The following is a 19,562-nucleotide window of genomic DNA, read 5'->3' on the forward strand; positions in this document are numbered from 1 at the left end:
TTATAAAAATAAGTAAGCGAATCATAACACAGGTTTACACATTAACAACTAGTGTAAACTTGTTGTTTAATGTAACCACTCACGTTAATATGTCGATACTTAAATAAGTAAGAGCAGATAATTTGCCAAGTACTACCGATAAAATACTAAGTGCCGCTATGGATTGTTTTTTTCAGCACGGCTACGATACCGCAAATATTTCTATGGTCAGTCGTTATGCTGGCATATCGCGTGTGACTATACATAAACAATTTAAATCAAAAGAGCTGTTATTTAGAGCTGTTGTTGAAAAACATTTTCAACAACATAATATATTGATTAATGTCTACAGTAAGTCAGAAATTAATTTTTGGCAGGAAACCCAAGTGCTTATTATTCAACGATGTGAAGGCTTATTCACTCACGTATCCAGTAGTTTAGTTAGGGCTAATTTAATACACGCTGGTCAGGCATTTTGCAAAGACCTTATTCAAGCAGAAGAAAACTTAATAAAAAATAGTATCCAATTAAGAATTGAAAAAGAAATTTCTGCAAATCGTTTAACATTAAGTAAAATAGGCTTGTCCGCATCAGCATTAGCTGAAACGCTACACTTTGCACCATTTGGCATCACGGTATCGGTATCAGATAACAAAAATACTACCTTTGTAGAAAACTTAATGGCGATATTTAAAGCATCAACGTCACCACTTTAGCGCTATCTTCTCCCTTAAAGATCTCTATTTATAATTAGCTTTTATCTCGCCAAAACTGGCTAATTAAATGACTCATTCTGCCTAATGCTCAGTAGAGATAAAATAGCGAACTTTAGCTTCGCTATTTTTAGTGTGAACTTTATATTCAAGTAACTAACTGCATCAATATGCCTGTAAAAAACTTAAATATTTATTTGAGGCGTTAATTGAAGAGCCAAATACCAAGCGTGTTTTAAAAAAGTCTTCGGCACTGTACGTTTGAAACGAGGAAGATTTAATCCTTGGTATATCGGATTGTGCTGTTGGCATTTACCTTGAACGGCCGAGTAATAATGATATTCCAATAAATAGCGCTAAAAATTTTAATAAAAAACAATGAATAGTTAAATTATAATAGCGTAAACTATTGTTATAGTCGTAACCATCAACAATAAAGAACCTATTTAGTCACATGGCCACACCATTAAAGTATTTATCTCATTACTCTATTGATATACAGCAGCAAGTCGCACAGCTTATTAAGGAAGACAACTTAAAAGCCTATTTATTGGCACAATTTCCTGCGCCACATGAAGTCACTACTGATAAAGCATTACGCGAATACTCCATCGCGTTAAAACAACAATATTTAAAAAAATCAGCCCCACTTAGTCAAGTAAAGTACGATGATAAGATTCATGTTGTTAACAACGCGCTAGGTTTGCACACTTATGTTTCGCGCGTACAAGGCAATAAACTAAAAAGTAAAAACGAAATTCGTATTGGTAGCATGTTCAAGCGAGCACCCGAAGCGCTATTAAGTATGATCGTAGTGCATGAACTGGCCCATTTGAAAGAAAAAGAGCATAACTATTCCTAACAACCGATTATTGGCTAAATGTTGTCAACTTATGTATAGTGAGAGTAGGTCAACATTGCTAATTATATAGCTTATCAAACAAACAAAAATATACCCGATCATCTTTTTCCGAAATAGAAATAAAGATTAATTTGTTTGACTTAACCCTCAACGACGAGGTCGTTATCACTATCAGAATAAAAATAAGTAAGGTACAATTTTCTTTATTCGATTATCTAAGCTTAAAAAATACCGAAAATGCCATCTTCTAAAGTTAAATCAGCTCCGTTAAAGTATTTATCTTCATATTCAATTGAAGTACAAGATCAAATCAGAACGATGATCGAACAAGATACATTAGGTCACTTTTTACTTAAGAAACATCCCAAAGTACATAATATTAACAATGATAAAATGCTTCGTGAATATGTCATGAACTTAAAGAATACTCATTTACGAAAGTCCTCCCCATTAAGTAAAATTATTTACGATAAAAAAATACATGTTGTAAATAATGCTTTGGGCTTGCATACATTTATTTCAAGAGTTCAGGGAAATAAGTTAAAAAGTAAAAATGAAATACGAATTAGTGATATTTTCAAAACGGCACCTGAAGTATTCTTAGAAATGATCGTTGTTCATGAGTTAGCTCACATCAGGATCAAGCCACACGATAAAGCATTTTACCAACTGTGCCAATATATGCTACCAGACTACCATCAGTTAGAGTTTGAGATGCGCTTATATCTAACTCAACTAGAATTAAAAGGTCAAATTTATTAATGTAAATAAAATGACAATAATTGTAGAGTCACATAGATCTAACGATATTGAAGAACAAGAAAAATTTAACTCCATGCTATCTACATTAGATGAATTAGTTCGTCTAAACTTAGTTGCAAGATCATAAATTACGGTTAGTGTTTTTCTTTAGAAATATCCAATACAAAAACATCAATAAATCCTTTTATATCTGGTGGGATTTTAGTTTCAATTGATTCTTTCAATTCCTTTGCATTTGTTATTTTGTGTCCCTTTTTATTTGCAACCTTTTCATGAGGACCAAACCAAATAACAAGGTATATTCCTTGTTGTTCTGCATCAGGGTGAATTGAGTAGCGTTCATAAAGTTGAGTCGATGCAGCAGTGTATAGCTCAGGATGCCATTGCCCTTTTGCTTCAATTACAAGTAACCGTCTTTTGCCATCAATAATCTTGGCGGCAGTAATATCAATCCGATTTTGGTTTTGAGTCTGGTGCTCAGAGGTAATAATGATATTTTGAGGGTGGAGGCGTAAACTCAGCCTTTCTGCAATAATCTCAACAGACTCGACTTCTCCTAGACGTTCATCACCAGATTTTTTGTTCAACCTATAAAAACGATTCGCTGCATTGAATTCACCACCATCAATATCTTTTTGATAGTTCTTCAACTCTGAAATAATTAATTGTCGCAACCCTTCCACTGTCACTATTGCATTGCCATCTAATAACTCGCAAATTTGTTGTGAAGACGGAGGTTCAAAATCTCGCAGTGCCATTTTTCTTAACTGTTCCGCTTGTATACTTTTCAATGAACTATGCATATCTATATATAAAGGGTCAGCTAAAAGAGTGGAAAGTACTGGTAGTGCATCATCAGGGCCATCACTTCCAATTTGCCAAATTATACCCGTTAAAAAACGATATGCTTTTTCTCCTGAAGGACTTCCTGTGCCCCATTGATTTGGTAATTCAACTTTGGGCCAATCTGAAAAGAAGGCTTGCATAATCGCAAGGATATTATTTGATGTCAGATTTGGCCAATTTGGATGATCATTTCGATTCATTCGACTTGATCGTTTATCAAATAAAAATATCGAGCTTTTTTCGAGCTTGAGGTAGTTCCAGTAAGGCTCTGCTTGCTCTATGCTTAAAAAATAAAACGCCCTTATAAACCAAAACTTTTGTCTTTGCTCAAAAACTTCATCATCTATTAGCGCAGGTTTATCTTGTAAAAGCTGAGAACAACGCATTAAAATAATACGATTGAGATCTTGACGATTTCCAAATTGAGCAGCAATTTCAAAAAGTATATCAAGTGTATAATATGTAATGTCCTCGAATCGGATAAGCCAATCAATTGATAACTTTTCTTGCAACGGACTGAATATATGATCGTGCTTTAATAGCCCAACTTCAGGGTGGGCACACGTTGGGATGCTCAACTGAGGTTCAACATACTCTCGAAGGAATTTTTCAGCTGCCTCTACATTCGGAAAAAGTAAGCGATCAATCTCAGATTTAATGCTATTAACTTCCTCTTGACTAACGGCTTTATTGCTAATATTTAAATTAGTTCTCAACGCAAATAGTAAAGAGGGATTAACCTCTTCTAAATTCCCAGTATCGCGTATGATTTCTATACAAGCAGCATAAAGGACAGTTTCGGCCAGTAAATATTTTGATTCACACTGTAATTCAGCAAGTTTTTTCAAGTTAGGAATAATCGGTTCAATAAACTCTAAGCAGTTTCTTAAGGAAGTACGAACTAATACTTCATCACCAAAATCGGCTTCAATCTCCTCTGGATTGTCTAATACCAAATAAGCAAAACGTTCCAAATACCCAAAGTGTTTCCCTTCTTCTATCAACTTTCTATTTTCTTGAATGTAATTTATGTTTTCGGCATTAATTTGTAATTTACGGATATCACGTCGTCTCATTGAACGACGATGTTTTGCATTCCACTTTCTATCCTCATGTTTAGCTTGATTAGAAAGCTGTCTACTCTGCAATGCCCACCTACTCATAAATTCGGGCTTCTCATTTGCTTGTTTTCTCATCTGTTTTCGTAAAATATCGAGAGCTTTTTTATTTAAAAAATAATTATGTGAATGTTGTGATAAGAAACTTGCCCATAATTGAGTGTTATTCCGTTCAAATGCCAAGTCCACAATAAATCTATAGTCAGCTAGACTCAAGCCAAGCCCTGCATGTGAGTAGTGTCCTCCGAAGGTGTGTATTCTTGTATCAAATATAAGTTCACGATCTGTTAAATCGCCGAAAACATGCGCAATAATCCTTTGTCGTAGCGTTATATCCTCATGCAGTACTTTTACCGACTTAATATCTTGAGTGTTTCTTTGACCTGTGAAATTTAAGTTTTTTACCCAATTCCAGACTTGTATGGGGTCATAAGAAGGGTTAACTAATTCGAAATAATTATCTAACAAAGAACCAATTACTTTACTTATTCCAGCCCTACATTCACATTCATATGCAGATTTTTTACAATCACACTTTAAGCCATTACTTAAAGTGTCTAACAGCGACTCTGTTTGGCTTTCTTTTAGATGAGATATAAAACGTTTTACAAAATACCGACTAGCTAGAGTTCGAGACATATATTGTTCTTTACTCGGATATAAGTTCGCACAATTTCGTAAAAAGGTTTCCAGATCTTCGACAGTAAATGTTTCAGGGCCAAGTGTTTCAATTATTTTTGAAGCAAGATGTAGTGATGAGTTGCTAGCTTCGTCAATTAAACAACTTAAGTCCAACCGAGGTTTATAACATTGAGAACTAAGAAGACAGTTGATAGCTAACATTCTTGTCTGCATATTTTCTGAAGAAGATAATAATACAGCCCTTAACTCGTCAATTAACAAATATACAGCACCTGTATCAACCAATAGTTCTAGTAATAAGTCTCGTAAATCACCATCACTTCCAGCCTGTATTATTGGTCTAATTTCATTTATAACTTCAGGAGTAAAGAAGCCTGCAACGCTAAACCTACGCCAAGAGTCACTTCGCCTAAAGTAAGGGTCTTTGGCCTCAATATCCTTCAATCTAGATAACAACTTACCTTTTGACGAAGAAGTTAATTGGGAAGGGTCCCCATTAGCAAGAACAGCGTATGGGTCTACCTTAATTGCCGCTTCTTCAACTTCTTTAAATCCAAGTGATGCCATCCATCCAAGTAAGCCCCTTAACTCATCGCGAACAGTGCTGTTTGGAGCAATGACGGCTAGGCAATGATCCATAGTCAACGAGTCTGATGGGGAAGAAATACGTTTGGTAAGATAGTCGGCAGCACAGTATTCAGAAACTATTTTGTGCACGGGTCTATGTTGATCAGGATTATCTCCAGGCTTAAAAAGTCGAGTAGATAGAATACTGCTTACACTTCTATCATTACTGATGAGGGAACCTATGAATGGGAACATTCTATTTTCATTTACTTCATTTATACCTACACCTTCTACCCCTGCCAACAAAAGTTTGGCAAAGACCTCCGAAGCTAATTCAATTTTTTGACTACTAGATAACGCCTCACTAGCGTTATTACTAGCATTTACCTCTCTCGCCAAACTTTTAATAGCGAGAGTGAAAATTGATCGTTTATCAGGAAAGTGTCCGTTGCTTTCTACATAACCATCTGCAAACAATTTAAGAAATTGTGGGTTTGGAAGAAGTGGTTCTAATGAAAACCGAGTAACTTCAGATCGAAATTCGTCAAAAGAATTCAGCTTGGTATGATGATGATATATTTCACGCTGCTCAGATTCATTAAACTCACAAAGCCTGACTACAGTTGGTTTATGTCCGATAAACTGCTCAAAAGTATTCGTAGCTGAACTATCCCATTCGCTGGATCGACTAGACACTATCAAACATGTAGGCTTTGCATTTGCAACATTAACTAAAAGCTTATGAATACCTGTTTTATCTACTTTAGCTAGTTCATCAAAAGCATCTATGACCAAGGGTGATCCGATACTGTTAGCTCCTAGATAACTAAATACACTTGCCGTTGTTTTTTTTGTACCTAACTGCCTAGCCAGACTACTTAATAGTTCGGTCTTCCCTGCACCTGGTTCAGCTAAAATGATAATGTAGCTTGAAACAGCAAGTAATTCTTCTTCTGTATAGCTCTGATTATCATTGAAAAGTGTTCTGCTGAGATAAAAAGTCTGAGACATGAAAATATTACCTATTAAAAAATGGTAAAGAATTAGCTAAACATTGGTACATTACTTTTTTCCAATGATTATTAAATTGCCCTGCATCTATAACAGGTTGTAAATTAGCGTTAATAAATGCATCTTTTATAGCTTGAGGGCTGGCCTGCGGAGAAAAACTGAGTATTACATTTACAAATCCATTTTTCTGATCAATAACTTCACTTAAATGTTTACCTGCTTCCAGGCTATATCGATTTGCTAAGTCTAAAGTCTTGAAATGGTTTTCCGCTCTATTTTTGTTTTCTTGACTCCAAACATCCGGACACCTTACATAGTAACGTATCGCACCATCATTTTCGTCAATGTACTCAGCAAAAACCCATTGCTCCTGATAGAAAATGTCTTTATCAACATAGGGGTGAATTGATTGCTCATCAGCGTTTGTAGCGTAAGCTTGACCTTTTTCACCCATATTACAATCACGGCATGATGGTACCAAATTCAAAGGCATCACTGAAAATTCAGGAAAGTGAGCTTTCGGTAAAAAATGATCCAAATTTTTAGTGTGCCCTATATCTCCACAGAATGGACATCTTTCTCCAGAGGAAATCATCAATGCATCATAATACCTTCTCGCTGGCTTATCTTTATCGAGAACATTATTTTCATAGAGATTAATCAACTTTCTTTTGGAGAGATGCCCAATCACCAGAGTTGTGTTAGTTAAAGGGTCTACTTTAGGATAGCTATATAAATTACCTACCAAACTCAGCGCCTGATATTGTTGCTCTTTTGCAGCAAAGGCGGGAAAGAGTGAAATGAAATTAGTTCGAACATTTACTTGTTCCATTCCATCTGCGCATGTCATTAACATATCGTTGAAAGATATGGCTGGAGGACTTAATTTTTTCATTATGAGTTACCAGCGTCTCGGCTTAAGACCATAGCTTTTAAAACAGTCCTACCTTCTAAACCTATTTGATTCTTATATCTAGCTAGTATTTCATCGTAAGAAAGACCTAACTCAACAGACTTTGCTAACAATGAATGACAACCAGAACTAGCAACCTCGAGTCCAAAAACTTCACGGGTTAAAACACCCAAATTCTCACCAAATGTCTCTAATTCAGGTCTTTTTACTGTAATAGCTTCTCTAGAACGTAAAACTTTCCAAACACTAGATTTTGGTATTTCTTGAAGAACAACAGGTGAATGAGTCGCAATGATTGCAACACCATTTTTAACATATAATAAGTCACTTAATGTCCGTAAAAATGCTGAAAGAAGCGGTGGGTGAAGATGCCCTTCAGGCTCGTCTAGCAGTACAAGGGATTTCTCGCCAACAGTGTTTACCAATCTTGTTATAGTAAAAAATACAATTGCATGCCCCGAGCTCATGCGTTGTAGATAATTACTTATATCCTGGTAAAAAAGCTCTATAAATTTATCGTTATAAACTTGAATGTTTTGATGCTTTTCTTTTAGATTAACAAATCTCGTATTAAGGATGCTTAATCCCATATCTTCAAAGTTTTGATCGCTACTTAAGTTACTAATTGCATCAAGCCAAAGATTTTTTTTATCTTTATTATTTAAGCACCCTATTAAGGCTGAAACGAAGTCTTTCCGAAGATCACCTAATGAGTTGAGGCTTTCATTATTTTCTCTATTTTTAAGACCAATATAGAAATACCTTGTTCCTTTAGCTGGATCTGGTTGTTCTTGAGGCGGAGAAAAAGGATCAAAGGCACTAAATGATACAGAAACTAATGAACGAAAATATCCGTTTGGAATTCGAGATTCAGTAAAAAGGTTACTTTCTGTAAAAAAGCACTCATCATTCGAGGGGTTGGTAATCGCATCAATCATACCGTTTAAAATAGTGGTTTTACCGCAACCATTACGTCCGATAAATGTATGGATATTAGTACTTGGTATAGAGCCTACCTTTACTTCAAACGGTATTTTTAAATCGCAAAACCCATCAACATTTTGTCTTACAAAATTAAAATCAAAGTTAGATAACTCTGCAAGACCAGCGAGCACCCTAGAAAACTGACCATGTACTTCTGATAAAGTAACATCACGAAAAAGAGATGTATTTAAAACTTCCTCATCTTCAATTTCCTTCAATTTCTCAGGTTTATAAACAATATCTTGTAACCCAGTTAGAACACTAACTCTTAGTTGCTCATCTAACTTTTCTAAATTTTTATAATACTCAACATCGGTTCCTAACGAAAAATATTGGTCTGATAAAGGAGAAAAAACGTTCTCTAAAGTTATATAAGTCCCTTTATCTGTCGTTTGTCCTTTAAAGCCTATTTTAACATTACCAATTTCATGTTTTTTACCTGTTTCATCAAAAACAGTTAAATAAAACATTGTAATGAAAGAGTAATCGTTCCAATTATCTATATTTAGGTAAGCGGTATTTATGCCTGTTACTGGTCTATTTGCACTTATATCCATAACAACAAAATTCATCATTACATGCCACCATAAAACGTACTAACAAAGCTCTTAACCTTTTCTGTTAATCTCGGTATTACTTTTTTACGTTGCAGTACGCTTGGGGCTTTTTCCATTGTTGCTACGATATCTTCACGTAGTGGTTCTTCATTGGTGTAGATCATTTTATCGACTAATGCTTTGAAGCTGCCGGATACGAGTGACTCTTCTTGGCAAATTTCGTCAACCGCTTTTACTTTTGCTTGTTCCCAAAAGCTATCAAACTCATCCATTACTTCTTCTGATGAACTAAGGTTATTTAGGTTTTCTTGAATGAACTGTTCGATCAACTCTTTCTTAGATCTTAACTCTGGTGTGCCACCAAGTAGCTGCATGATTGATTTGTATTGGTATTCGTAGTCTTTGTCGTTATCAGCGCCTTTGAGCAATGCTAATAACTGTAAGATGTAACGCACGTTTACTTCGTCACGTTGAATAAGCTCTAGCTCAAAATCGACCTCTTCGAGTATTGATACTTTTTCTTTGCTGGTATCAGTTTTTACTTTGTCATATAAATCGAGGTATTTGCTTTTGTAATCTTCAAAGCCTTGTTCGTCTAACTCAACATCGTTAAAGTCAAAGTCGGCAAAGGTGCTTAATACATTTTTAAGGCGTATTAATTCACGAAACGCTTTAACAAATTCAAGCTCTTGTTCTTCGTCGCGCAGGTCATCAACACTTTCAACATCAGGTGCTATGACTTGCATACGCTCTAATGCTTCATTAAACAATCGCACAAAATCATGGTAAGGCGGCATGATCACGGTTTCTTTTGCATCTTTGTTAGAGAACAGCGTTAATGCATCATCAGTCGCCTTTTTAAGGTTTCGGAAGCTTATGATATTACCTTGAGACTTTTGCTCGTTTAAAATGCGATTAGTGCGTGAGAATGCTTGAATTAAACCGTGGTGTTTAAGATTTTTATCCACATAAAGTGTATTTAACGGTTTGCTATCAAAACCCGTTAAGAACATATTGACCACAAGCAGAATATCAACTTTACGTTCACGTACTTTTTTTGAAATATCGTTGTAGTAGTTATAAAACAATTTACTATCTTTGGTGGTATAGCTGGTTTCAAACATGGCGTTATAGTCGCCAATATACTGCTCTAATTTGTCACGACTATGGCTATGAACGTTTGAATCTTTATTACCTGTTGAATAAGCTGCTTTCGGCTCTGCCGCTATAGTGAGCTCTTCATCTTCAATGTCACTTGTCGTAAAGCCATTGGCATCTGGGTCTTCTTCATTAGCGGAGTAAGAGAAAATAGTGGCAATACGTAAGTTATGCTCACCCGCTACTTTTTTTGCTTGGAACAAGTCGTAATATTTAACTAACGTTTCAATGCTGCTAACACAGAACATACCCGTAAACGTTTTGCTGTGGGTTTTACGGTTATGGTTAGCAATAATGTAGTCGGTGATTTTTTCTAAACGAACAGAAGATTCTAATAACTCTTTGGTATCAATGTCTTCAACATCAATATCCATTTCATTGGCACTTTCCAAATCAGAGCCTATCTGCTTGTAACGACCTACATATTCAATACTAAATTTGAGTACGTTTTCGTCTTTAATAGCATCAACAATGGTGTACTTATGTAAACACTCATCAAATAAGTCTTTGGTGGTGGTTTTACGTGATGCCTTGCTGGTAGCGTTATCAACAAATATGGGCGTACCCGTAAAGCCAAACATTTGATGATTATTAAAAAAGCTAATAATACGCTGATGGGTATCACCAAACTGGCTACGGTGGCATTCATCAAAAATAAAGACGATTGATTTGTCTTTTAGTTTTCCCATGCGCGACAAATAACGCTTATGGTTAATGGCGTTATTGAGCTTTTGAATTGTAGTAACAATAAGTTTGGTATTACGATGCTCGTTTACCTTGCCTGCGGCTACAGGTGCATCGGTGAATTGATTCACTAATAAATTGGTATTGTCTGTACTATCAACACAGCCTTTGGCAAAGCCGTTAAATTCTTTACTGGTTTGATAATCTAAATCTTTTCTATCTACCACAAACACTACTTTATGAACCTCTGAAAGCCCCGTGAGTATTTGCGCGGTTTTAAACGAGGTTAAGGTTTTACCTGAGCCTGTGGTATGCCAAATATAACCATTAAAGTTTTCGGTGCGTTGGCCTGTTGCAGCAATTTCATTGCGTTCAACTACACGTTCAACAATATTTTCAGTGGCATAAATTTGATACGGACGCATTACCATTAAAATGCGATCCGTTTCATTTAGTACAATATATTTTTGAAGTAGCGTAGCTAATTGTTCTCGTTGTAAAAAGGTATCAGCAAACTGCGTTAACTCGCTATAACGGGTATTTTCTTCATCAGCCCAATAGAAGGTTTGTTTAAAGCTTTGGTTTTTATTATTGGCGTAATATTTGGTATTAACACCATTACTGATAACAAAGGTTTGCACATATTGGAACAAGCCATAACTAGCCCAATAAGAATGGCGCTGATAACGATTAACTTGGTTAAAGGCTTCTTTAAGTTCTAATCCTCTGCGCTTTAATTCTATTTGCACTAACGGCAAGCCGTTAACCAAAATGGTTACGTCATAACGATTTTGATAGCGGCCTTCAACGGTAACTTGTTGTGTTACTTGAAATTGATTTTTATGCCAATCATCAGCTAAAAATTGAATATAAAGTGCAGAACCATCGTCACGATTAACTTGTAATCTATCACGGAGTGTTTTGGCCTTTTCAAATACAGAGCCTTTTGATAAGGCATTAAGCACTTGCTTAAACTCATTGTCAGACAATTTAACTTTCAAGCCATTGAGCTTTTCAAGCTGCTGCTTTAAATTCGCCAATAACGATTTTTCATCAGTTATTGGCGCAACTTGATATCCCAGAGTAACCAACTGAGTAACTAAGTTATCTTCTAATACTTGTTCAGGTTGTACTGCCAAAACTAACTCCTAAATCCATTTATACGAACATCTGCTGTAACAAACCTTTTTTGAAGGTTTGTGTTTGTTCTATTTGTTGTGAAACTAGCTCTAATTTTTTATCAAGTTCATTTAAAAATGCACCAATCTTTTTTTGCTCTGCTTCAGTTGGAAACGGTACTTTGACTTCATAAAAGTCTTTTTCACCAATATTCAATAACCCATCCATTCTAGCTGACGAAGAAATAAGTCTTCTAAGCTGTCTATCTAAATACTTATTTTTGAATAATTGAGCAAAAAATTCCGTACAGCCTTTATTTAGCGTAAAACTTCGATAAATATTAGGAACTAACGCTTCTTCATAATCATCAAGTTTATAAATACAACCATAGGTATAAGTTTTAGAATTACCTCTGTTATACGAGAACTCACCTTTTTTGAGGTGTGTGTATTTCTCTAAACTATTTCCAGCAATTATTTGGCTGAATCTATCTGCCTGCAATAAAAAGCCTCTCTTTGCTGAAATAGTAAGAACTGTTTCAATAGCTTGCTTTAACCGCCTTTTAATTGGAGTTACGACCTGATTTAATTTAAATTCTTGCCAATCAGGAAAATCATTGCCATTTTCATCTTTAAAACGAATCTCTTGTGAAAATAGCTTTTGCATTACACCTTTTTTATATTGAGTCAGCAAGGCATGCTTTTCTTTTAGTAGACTGATTTTTTTATCCACAGAAGAAAGGAAGTCAGCTATTTTTTGCTGTTCTTCGAGCGGCGGTATATAAACTGAAAGACTTTTAATTAAACTACCAGATAAATTTTTCTGTCCTCCGTCATTTGCAAGGTTACGTATATCATCATAATTCTTCATTAACTGATAGAACGCAAAGTTATTAAATACCAAATCAGAATCAAAGCTAACCGCTGCGCATGCTTGGTTTGTTGTCGCATCAATACCTAATACTGCGACTTTTCCTCTAGTTACACCTTGCCCATACATAGCAATAAGTATTGTTCCCTTCGGAAACAATTTAGCCGAAGAGTTTTTCAAACCATCTTCAGTTATAAATTCGTCTGAACTTTCAATATAATTAAATTTTATTAAAGATGTTGTTACCCAAGGGATTTTTCCTCCCCAGTACCTATGATTAGTCCTGCTAGGCGTACCACCAGAAGAAACATTACTAACTTTTCCTATATTAGTTTTAGTCCAGTTTCCAGTACAGAATGAAAATCTCAAATCAGGAGCATTCATTTAAAATATTCCCACATTAGGAATTTCAAGCTCTTTACAATAATTTTCTATGGTTTTGTCATTAGATTCTAATTCTGATTGAATTGAATTTAATTTATTAAAAACGTCTTCTAAATCTATAGAGGCATCTTCCTCAAAAGTATCGACATATCGCGGAATATTAAGGTTAAAGTCGTTTTCGTCTTTAATTTCTTTACAAGTAGCTACATAAGAATATTTATCTGCTTTTTCAGGCTCAAGCTGTTCACGATTTTCGACTGCCTCTAAAATACGCTCAAGATCTTCTTCTCGTAAAAAATTTTGATTAGTTGCTTTTCCACAATGTGCACTGGCATCAATAAACAGAATATTATCATCAGCTTTACGCTGCTTTTTAAGCACTAATATGCAAGTAGGTATGCCCGTTCCATAAAAAATATTGGCAGGTAAACCAATGACCGCATCCAAACAGTTTTTCTGTTCAATAAGGTATTTGCGAATATGTCCTTCAGCAGCTCCACGGAATAACACGCCATGAGGCAGAACTACTGCCATTGTGCCGCTATCATCTAACTGATGTAGCATGTGCTGAACAAAGGCAAAATCCGCTTTGCCTTTAGGTGCTAGTTTGCCGTAATCAGCAAAACGTTCATCAGACTTAAAGCCATCATTTGCACTCCAGTCAGCCGAAAATGGTGGGTTGGCTACTACTGCATCAAAGCGTTTATCTATGTGATGTGGCGTTTCTAAGGTATCGTCTTGCTGAATATCAAAACTACGGTAATGCACACCGTGTAAGATCATATTCATACGCGCTAGGTTATAAGTGCTTGGATTTTTCTCTTGCCCATAGTAGTTAGACACTTCCCCACCTTTACGGTGAATTTCTTTCGAAACTTGTAATAATAAAGAACCTGAGCCACAGGTAGGATCATAAACTGATTTTAATTGTGTTTTGTCTTTAGTGACAAGTTTAGCCAACAGCTTTGACACCATAGGCGGGGTATAAAATTCACCTGCTTTTTTACCTGCACCACTGGCAAATTGCCCAATGAGATATTCGTAAGCATCACCGAGTACATCAATTTCAGTATCATCAAGGCAGAAATCTATTTCATCTAGATGGCCTAATACTGTGGTGATTAGATCATTCTTTTGCTTTTCACTTTTACCGAGTTTATTTGAGGTTAAATCAATGTCATCAAACAGACCGTTAAAGTCATCTTCTGATGCTGTACCCATAGTGCTTTGTTCAATATGGTTAAGCACTTCAGTTAAAGCTTCAATTATAAACTCACCTTTATTGCCCTTTTCAGCAATAACATGAAACAGTTCACTTGGCTTTAAGAAGTAACCTAAGTGATCAATCGCTTCTTCTTTAATGGCAGTTAAGTATTCTTGACCTTCATCAGTGCTTTCATCAATTGAGTCAAATTTGAGACCGTCTTCTGCCAAAATACCATCAGCGTATTGATGCATACGCTCTGATAAGTATTTGTAGAAAATGAACCCTAATATATAGTCACGAAATTCATCCGCACTCATATTGCCACGTAGTGCATTGGCAATATTCCAAAGCTGTTTTTCTAATACTTTTTTATGTTGTTCTGCTGTTGCTTTTACTTCTTGATCTGCCATGTTTGTTCTTGTCCTTTATAAATTCTGTTAATGCATGTAAATAAGTTTCAGCTGTTCTCATAGCCTGGTGCAATTGAGAGATTATCTGCACCGTATAATGTTTGAATGTTTTGTAAATAGAGTTGGTATTCTGGTCCGGAAAGTAAACCTTCTTGTGAGCAATCCACGTTCCAACGTCTTAATAAATAACCTGCCATCGCTGCTCGTACATTGACTTCTAACATGCCATTTTCCATTCCAAAATCGAGTTTAATTGCTGTTGGGTGCTCAACGTTTTTTGGATGAGGGATAATTTGTAATGGCACCATTCGCATCCACTGGTGATCTTTTAACTTATCTTCTTCATGGGATGGTGTCTGTGCAATAATTGTAACTTTAGTAATACGCGTTAAAACAAAGTCTCGAAACGACTTAGATTTACGATCGTAAGCTCTTAAATGCCAACGCAAGCCATTATCTACTATTGAATGAGGCACTAACTCTCTTGCGCCAGAACCACTGCTTAAAGAGGTGTATATTACGTTGATAGGCTTAATGTTAATTATTGCTTGGGATAATTTAGCGATAATATCAATGCAGGGAACGTTTAAGGGGTTTGGTGATTCAATAGGGAATGAAGTATAGCCAATACCATCAAATCCATCACTGATGTTATTAGCTAACTTGATAAGCGTGCGACGAGCATCATACTTAAAAATAGGTTTGAACTGAGTTGTGATGAAGTATTTCTTCTGTACGTTGTCATACGCCATATTATCAAGCGCATTTTCTTTATAGATTTTTAAATCTCTAGTTGCTGCCGCAAGACCTAATTCAAAATGACTGACTATTTCACTACGAGTTACCATCCCAGTAAAATAGAGCTTAAAGTCTATATAAGCTAAGCGCTGCTTTTGTGCAAAACTGAATTCGTCCATTGTAAATTTATTATTAATAATAATTAGATAGACTTAATGTGTATCATTTTGATTCGTACTACAAGTGATTTAGATCAACAGTTTGTTATTGGTAATTCTGCTTTTCAATAAATAGCTCATTAATTGAAACTTTAAGAACTTGGGAAAATAACTTCACTTCTATGTCTGTCACTCTTCTAACATTGGATTCTATTTTAGCCAATGTGCTACGAGTGATCTTCCATTGAGCTAGCTGGCATTTAGCGACAAGAACCTCTTGTGTCCACGCTTTGTCTTCTCTAATTCGTTTAATATTTTTTCCAATAATATTCATAACATCACTTGCTCCGCTATCGGAGCTTGATTGTCACAAATAAAAAGCCTAAAATTGCTCCGCTATCGGAGCATTAAAAATTAATTTAGAGGTTTTCTTGAAAATAGATGTTCTTGTGGCACAAATTATTAAAGCGCCAAATTTTGATAACTTTACAACCAGCGAGGTCAGATCATCCTATATCACTTTAAAAAATGATCCCTCTTTAGACCCTGTAGTTGTAAGAAGAAAGCTTTACGCAGAGCTCCTCAAGCTAGTGAAGAAGGGCTGGTTACAGAAAAGAAACGTCAGTAAAAAAGGGGCAACTCGCTTTAGTAAAACAGGGTTATTTGATCCTAACATTCTTAAGACCATAAATGCTGAGAATTCTATACCAGAGGTATTTGAAAAAGGTAAGCAGAAAAAATTAATTGCCAAATTAAACCATTATAAGTCGGAATTATTATTGAATATTGGTGAATCAGAGGCGTACAAGGAACTTTATTCGGAATTTCCTGAGTTGGTTGATGAGATACAACCTAAATTTAATAAAGCGAAAGATAATAATACGAGAATTTTAGGAAAAATCAGGGCTATTGAAGGCTTACTTGAGCAAGATAAACCTATAGAGAAGATATGAATTTAAGACAATGGCAAGCTGAATGTATTGATTTAGCCTTAGCTCAATACGGAAGGGGTGGTAGCCATTTTTTGGTTTTAGCAACACCAGGCGCTGGTAAAACTTTGATGGCATCTGAATTGGCTGATCAGTTATTAAAAAATAACCTCGTAGATTTAGTCGTTTGCTTTTCTCCTTCTTCCATCGTTGCAAAAGACTTTAGCGAAAGCTTGCACTTGAGAACTCAAGAGCGCTTTGATGGTTTGATTGGCGCTAAAGGCAGGTCGCTCACATATCAAAACTTGCAGTATCTCGATACAAGTTTTTGGCACCTGTTTGAGCGGTATCGTGTTTTTGTGATATTTGACGAAATACACCATTGCGCAGGGTCGAACATTGGTAATGCTAATGCATGGGGTGAGCAAATAATCCTTAACATTCAAGATAAGGCAAAATTTACACTGGCATTAACAGGAACTCCTTGGCGCTCAGATGCTGCTCCTATTGTTCTTTCAAACTATATGCACCCTAGCAACAAAATATCATGTGATTACGTTTATGGGCTTGCTGAGGCTATTCAAGATAATGTTTGTCGTATACCGCAGATAATCGCTGTAGATAACAATAATATTTCTGTTGTAGATGACGATGAGACTAAAACGTTTACGAGCTTTAAGTGTTTATTATCGCAATCAATCATTCCGTATCAGGAAATTATTGAAAATGAGAAGGTCATTAAATACGTAATATCTTCTGCGCAGAAAAAACTAAGTTCAATTAGGGCAAAAAACTCTGACGCTGCCGGATTAATTGTTGCGTCATCAGTTGAACATGCAAAACAGATTTCAACGTTAATGAAAGCCTGTTTTAACGAAGAGGCGGTTGTTGTTACCTATAGAGAGAATGATCCAATGAGTATTATTCAAAATTTTAGGCATGCTAAAAGTAAATGGATCATTTCAGTAGGAATGATTAGCGAGGGAACTAATATCCCTCGCTTACAGGTCTGTTGCCACTTGACCAATATCAAAACAGAAATGCATTTTAGACAGATTTTAGGTCGCATCTTGAGAATGACAACTTCAACTAATCAAGAGGCTATATTGTACATGCCCGCAGAGCCAAAACTTTTGGAGTATGCTTATCGTGTTAAACAAGATGTTCCTTTTGAAGCAGACGTGGTTAAGTTTGAAAAGATGAAAGCTGTTGCTCAGGAGGATGTTGAAAATAAAGATTTAAGTGCTGTGATTTTTGATAAGAAAAAACCAGTTAGACCTTTGGTTGTAGTTGATTTTGGTACTAGTTCTTTGGAGAGCATTGGTCATGTTAATGAACAGCCTGATTTATTTAGCGTTGATGAGTCAGTTGAAGAACATTTTTTGACGAGTTCTTATGAAAGAGTCGTTAATATTTACGGGCGTTTTCAGCAGGAAGCGATTGCGTTGGGGTTGAGTGAGTTGTGCAGTGACAATGCAGTGTCATAATTCAACAAAAAAAACTGTTTTAACCGCACGTTTGATCTGTAGTAGCTCATATCTGATCTGACAATTTTTAATATAGGTTCTGACCTAATCGTTAAATCGTTACAGTCGGTAACTAGCCATAGCGGTCATTGAGTTATTGTGAAACCATGATCATATTCAGGTTGATTTTAACCAAAATACTCAACTTGTTTATGGGGCTGGTTTAAGCTCAAAGCCGCCAGTCGAATTTCGTTTCTGAACGCTAACTTTAGCCACAAAGAAGACATTAGCACTAACAGGCTGAAATTGATTTCGGATTAGTTTTTGTATCGATAACGCCCCATTAAGAGGCTTTTAATTGTTGGTTAAAATGTGAAGCGAAGCGGAACCTAACCAACTGTTAAAAGTCCTGCTTGAATGGCTTGTTATATTTTTAATTACTCAAGCCTATTTTTCTTTTCTTCACGAACCATTTAACAATACTTTTGAGCATATTATCAAAAGAGTACAAGCAAATTGAAAGTAGAATTAATATTGGCAATGAAAATTTATCAAATGAAACAACATTAGCTTTAGTAACATCCACACCTGAAAGCTCAAGCAATGCAATTGATAAAGATATTGAAATTAAAAACTTTATGAATCTCCAATAAATATTTTCATTTTGTGAACCATCCATAATTTAAACTCCCTAATTTGATAAAAATATAACGCCCTAATAACAGGCAAAAAATTGTTTGCTAAAATGTTGAGGTACGAAAACAGCAAACTGTTTTTTGTCCTTGTTAATTAGCTTGTTATGCAGATTTTATAGACTTTTAAGGTAATCATCTACTTGTGACTGATTATTAAACTCAATTACTGTTATACCTTTAGCTTCTGCATTTTTTAATATCTTTGAATAATTCTTTCTCTTTTGGTGGTATGTTTTTAGTACCCAGAAAATAATTGAATCGCGACTAAAAAAAGTTTGTTTAAACGATTCAATGTTTCCAGCGAATAGTTTCTTTTTAGTCGCCGCTCTTTTAATTGAGCGAGTAATTGAACGATATAACACTAAACTAAAAGAATGATTAAGCCATATTATTTTGGTTGCCCGTGGCCATACAATATCACGAGCAACTGAATAATTTCCGTCTACAATCCAAGAATCGGCTGACACGGCTTCACTTACTAAAACTCTAAATTCTTCATCTGGTCTTTCTTTCCAATCAGGTAACCAATGTAATTGATCTAATTCGATATATTCAGTTTTGTTTTTATTCGCTAAATATTGAGAGAAAGTAGACTTCCCACTGCAACTAGAGCCTATTACTACTATACGATTCATCACCTAATCTCTAATTGAACGCTTATCTGCATAGACACAATGACTCCCCACAAGGTGCTAGCCTCTAAACGTGGGTTAGTTTTACAAACCAGCGCCATAATTAGTGTGTCAAACAACTAAAAACAGAGGCTAGCATGATAAAACATAACATACTT

General features: G+C 35.5%; 14 protein-coding genes and 1 pseudogene. 5 read left to right on the forward strand and 10 right to left on the reverse strand.

Features of this window, described 5'->3' with window-relative positions; genetic code table 11:
* Positions 1-122 precede the first annotated feature (122 nt).
* From H4J59_RS05570 to H4J59_RS05580, 3 genes and pseudogenes are all read left to right on the forward strand, one after another.
* On the forward strand, positions 123-695 hold the full coding sequence (locus H4J59_RS05570; protein ID WP_182237503.1) for a TetR/AcrR family transcriptional regulator: 573 nt from the start codon (positions 123-125) through the stop codon (positions 693-695).
* A gap of 451 nt (positions 696-1,146) precedes the next feature.
* A pseudogene (locus H4J59_RS05575) lies at positions 1,147-1,545 on the forward strand (YgjP-like metallopeptidase domain-containing protein); the annotation flags it as partial.
* A gap of 246 nt (positions 1,546-1,791) precedes the next feature.
* The gene (locus H4J59_RS05580) at positions 1,792-2,316 is read left to right on the forward strand and encodes a YgjP-like metallopeptidase domain-containing protein (protein ID WP_182237507.1); all 525 of its coding nucleotides are present in this window, start codon (positions 1,792-1,794) and stop codon (positions 2,314-2,316) included.
* Positions 2,317-2,450: 134 nt separating this feature from the next.
* On the opposite strand, the gene H4J59_RS05585 is transcribed toward H4J59_RS05580, so the two are convergent.
* The 8 genes from H4J59_RS05585 to H4J59_RS05620 all read right to left on the reverse strand — a co-directional run bounded on the left by H4J59_RS05585 (position 2,451) and on the right by H4J59_RS05620 (position 16,016).
* Positions 2,451-6,500 carry a hypothetical protein gene (locus H4J59_RS05585; RefSeq protein WP_182237509.1) on the reverse strand — a complete coding sequence of 1,350 codons (4,050 nt, stop codon included), beginning with the start codon at positions 6,498-6,500 and terminating at the stop codon, positions 2,451-2,453.
* A gap of 7 nt (positions 6,501-6,507) precedes the next feature.
* Positions 6,508-7,395 carry an HNH endonuclease gene (locus H4J59_RS05590; protein WP_182237511.1) on the reverse strand — a complete coding sequence of 296 codons (888 nt, stop codon included), beginning with the start codon at positions 7,393-7,395 and terminating at the stop codon, positions 6,508-6,510.
* On the reverse strand, positions 7,395-8,972 hold the full coding sequence (locus H4J59_RS05595) for an AAA family ATPase (protein ID WP_182237513.1): 1,578 nt from the start codon (positions 8,970-8,972) through the stop codon (positions 7,395-7,397). The genes H4J59_RS05590 and H4J59_RS05595 overlap by 1 nt, the downstream gene beginning before the upstream one ends.
* A complete protein-coding gene (locus tag H4J59_RS05600) occupies positions 8,972-11,935 on the reverse strand; it encodes a type I restriction endonuclease subunit R (RefSeq protein ID WP_182237515.1) in 2,964 nt (987 codons plus the stop codon). Before H4J59_RS05600 ends, H4J59_RS05595 begins: the two co-directional genes overlap by 1 nt.
* Positions 11,936-11,954: 19 nt before the next feature.
* Complete coding sequence (locus H4J59_RS05605; protein WP_182237517.1) at positions 11,955-13,169, reverse strand: restriction endonuclease subunit S; 1,215 nt, start codon at positions 13,167-13,169, stop codon at positions 11,955-11,957.
* Positions 13,170-14,786, reverse strand: coding sequence for a type I restriction-modification system subunit M (locus H4J59_RS05610; RefSeq protein ID WP_182237519.1), 1,617 nt, complete (start codon positions 14,784-14,786; stop codon positions 13,170-13,172).
* 47 nt (positions 14,787-14,833) lie between these two features.
* Positions 14,834-15,703, reverse strand: a complete 870-nt coding sequence (locus H4J59_RS05615) for a WYL domain-containing protein (protein ID WP_182237522.1) — start codon at positions 15,701-15,703, stop codon at positions 14,834-14,836.
* Between the two features lie 85 nt (positions 15,704-15,788).
* Positions 15,789-16,016 (reverse strand): helix-turn-helix domain-containing protein, encoded by a 228-nt coding sequence (locus H4J59_RS05620; RefSeq protein WP_182237524.1) that lies wholly within the window; start codon positions 16,014-16,016, stop codon positions 15,789-15,791.
* Between the two features lie 97 nt (positions 16,017-16,113).
* On the opposite strand from H4J59_RS05620, the gene H4J59_RS05625 reads away from it, so the two are divergent.
* Together H4J59_RS05625 and H4J59_RS05630 are read left to right on the forward strand one after the other, a co-directional pair.
* The gene (locus H4J59_RS05625) at positions 16,114-16,635 is read left to right on the forward strand and encodes a hypothetical protein (protein ID WP_182237526.1); all 522 of its coding nucleotides are present in this window, start codon (positions 16,114-16,116) and stop codon (positions 16,633-16,635) included.
* A complete protein-coding gene (locus tag H4J59_RS05630; RefSeq protein ID WP_182237528.1) occupies positions 16,632-18,098 on the forward strand; it encodes a DEAD/DEAH box helicase in 1,467 nt (488 codons plus the stop codon). Before H4J59_RS05625 ends, H4J59_RS05630 begins: the two co-directional genes overlap by 4 nt.
* A gap of 412 nt (positions 18,099-18,510) precedes the next feature.
* Here the strand turns inward: H4J59_RS05630 and H4J59_RS05635 are convergent, their stop codons facing one another.
* Entirely contained in the window at positions 18,511-18,756 is a 246-nt protein-coding gene (locus H4J59_RS05635) for a hypothetical protein (RefSeq protein ID WP_182237530.1), read from the reverse strand.
* Between the two features lie 129 nt (positions 18,757-18,885).
* On the reverse strand, positions 18,886-19,407 hold the full coding sequence (locus H4J59_RS05640) for an adenylate kinase (RefSeq protein ID WP_182237532.1): 522 nt from the start codon (positions 19,405-19,407) through the stop codon (positions 18,886-18,888).
* Positions 19,408-19,562: the final 155 nt, after the last annotated feature.

The organism is Colwellia sp. MB02u-10 (assembly GCF_014077185.1).
Taxonomy (GTDB): Bacteria; Pseudomonadota; Gammaproteobacteria; order Enterobacterales; family Alteromonadaceae; genus Cognaticolwellia.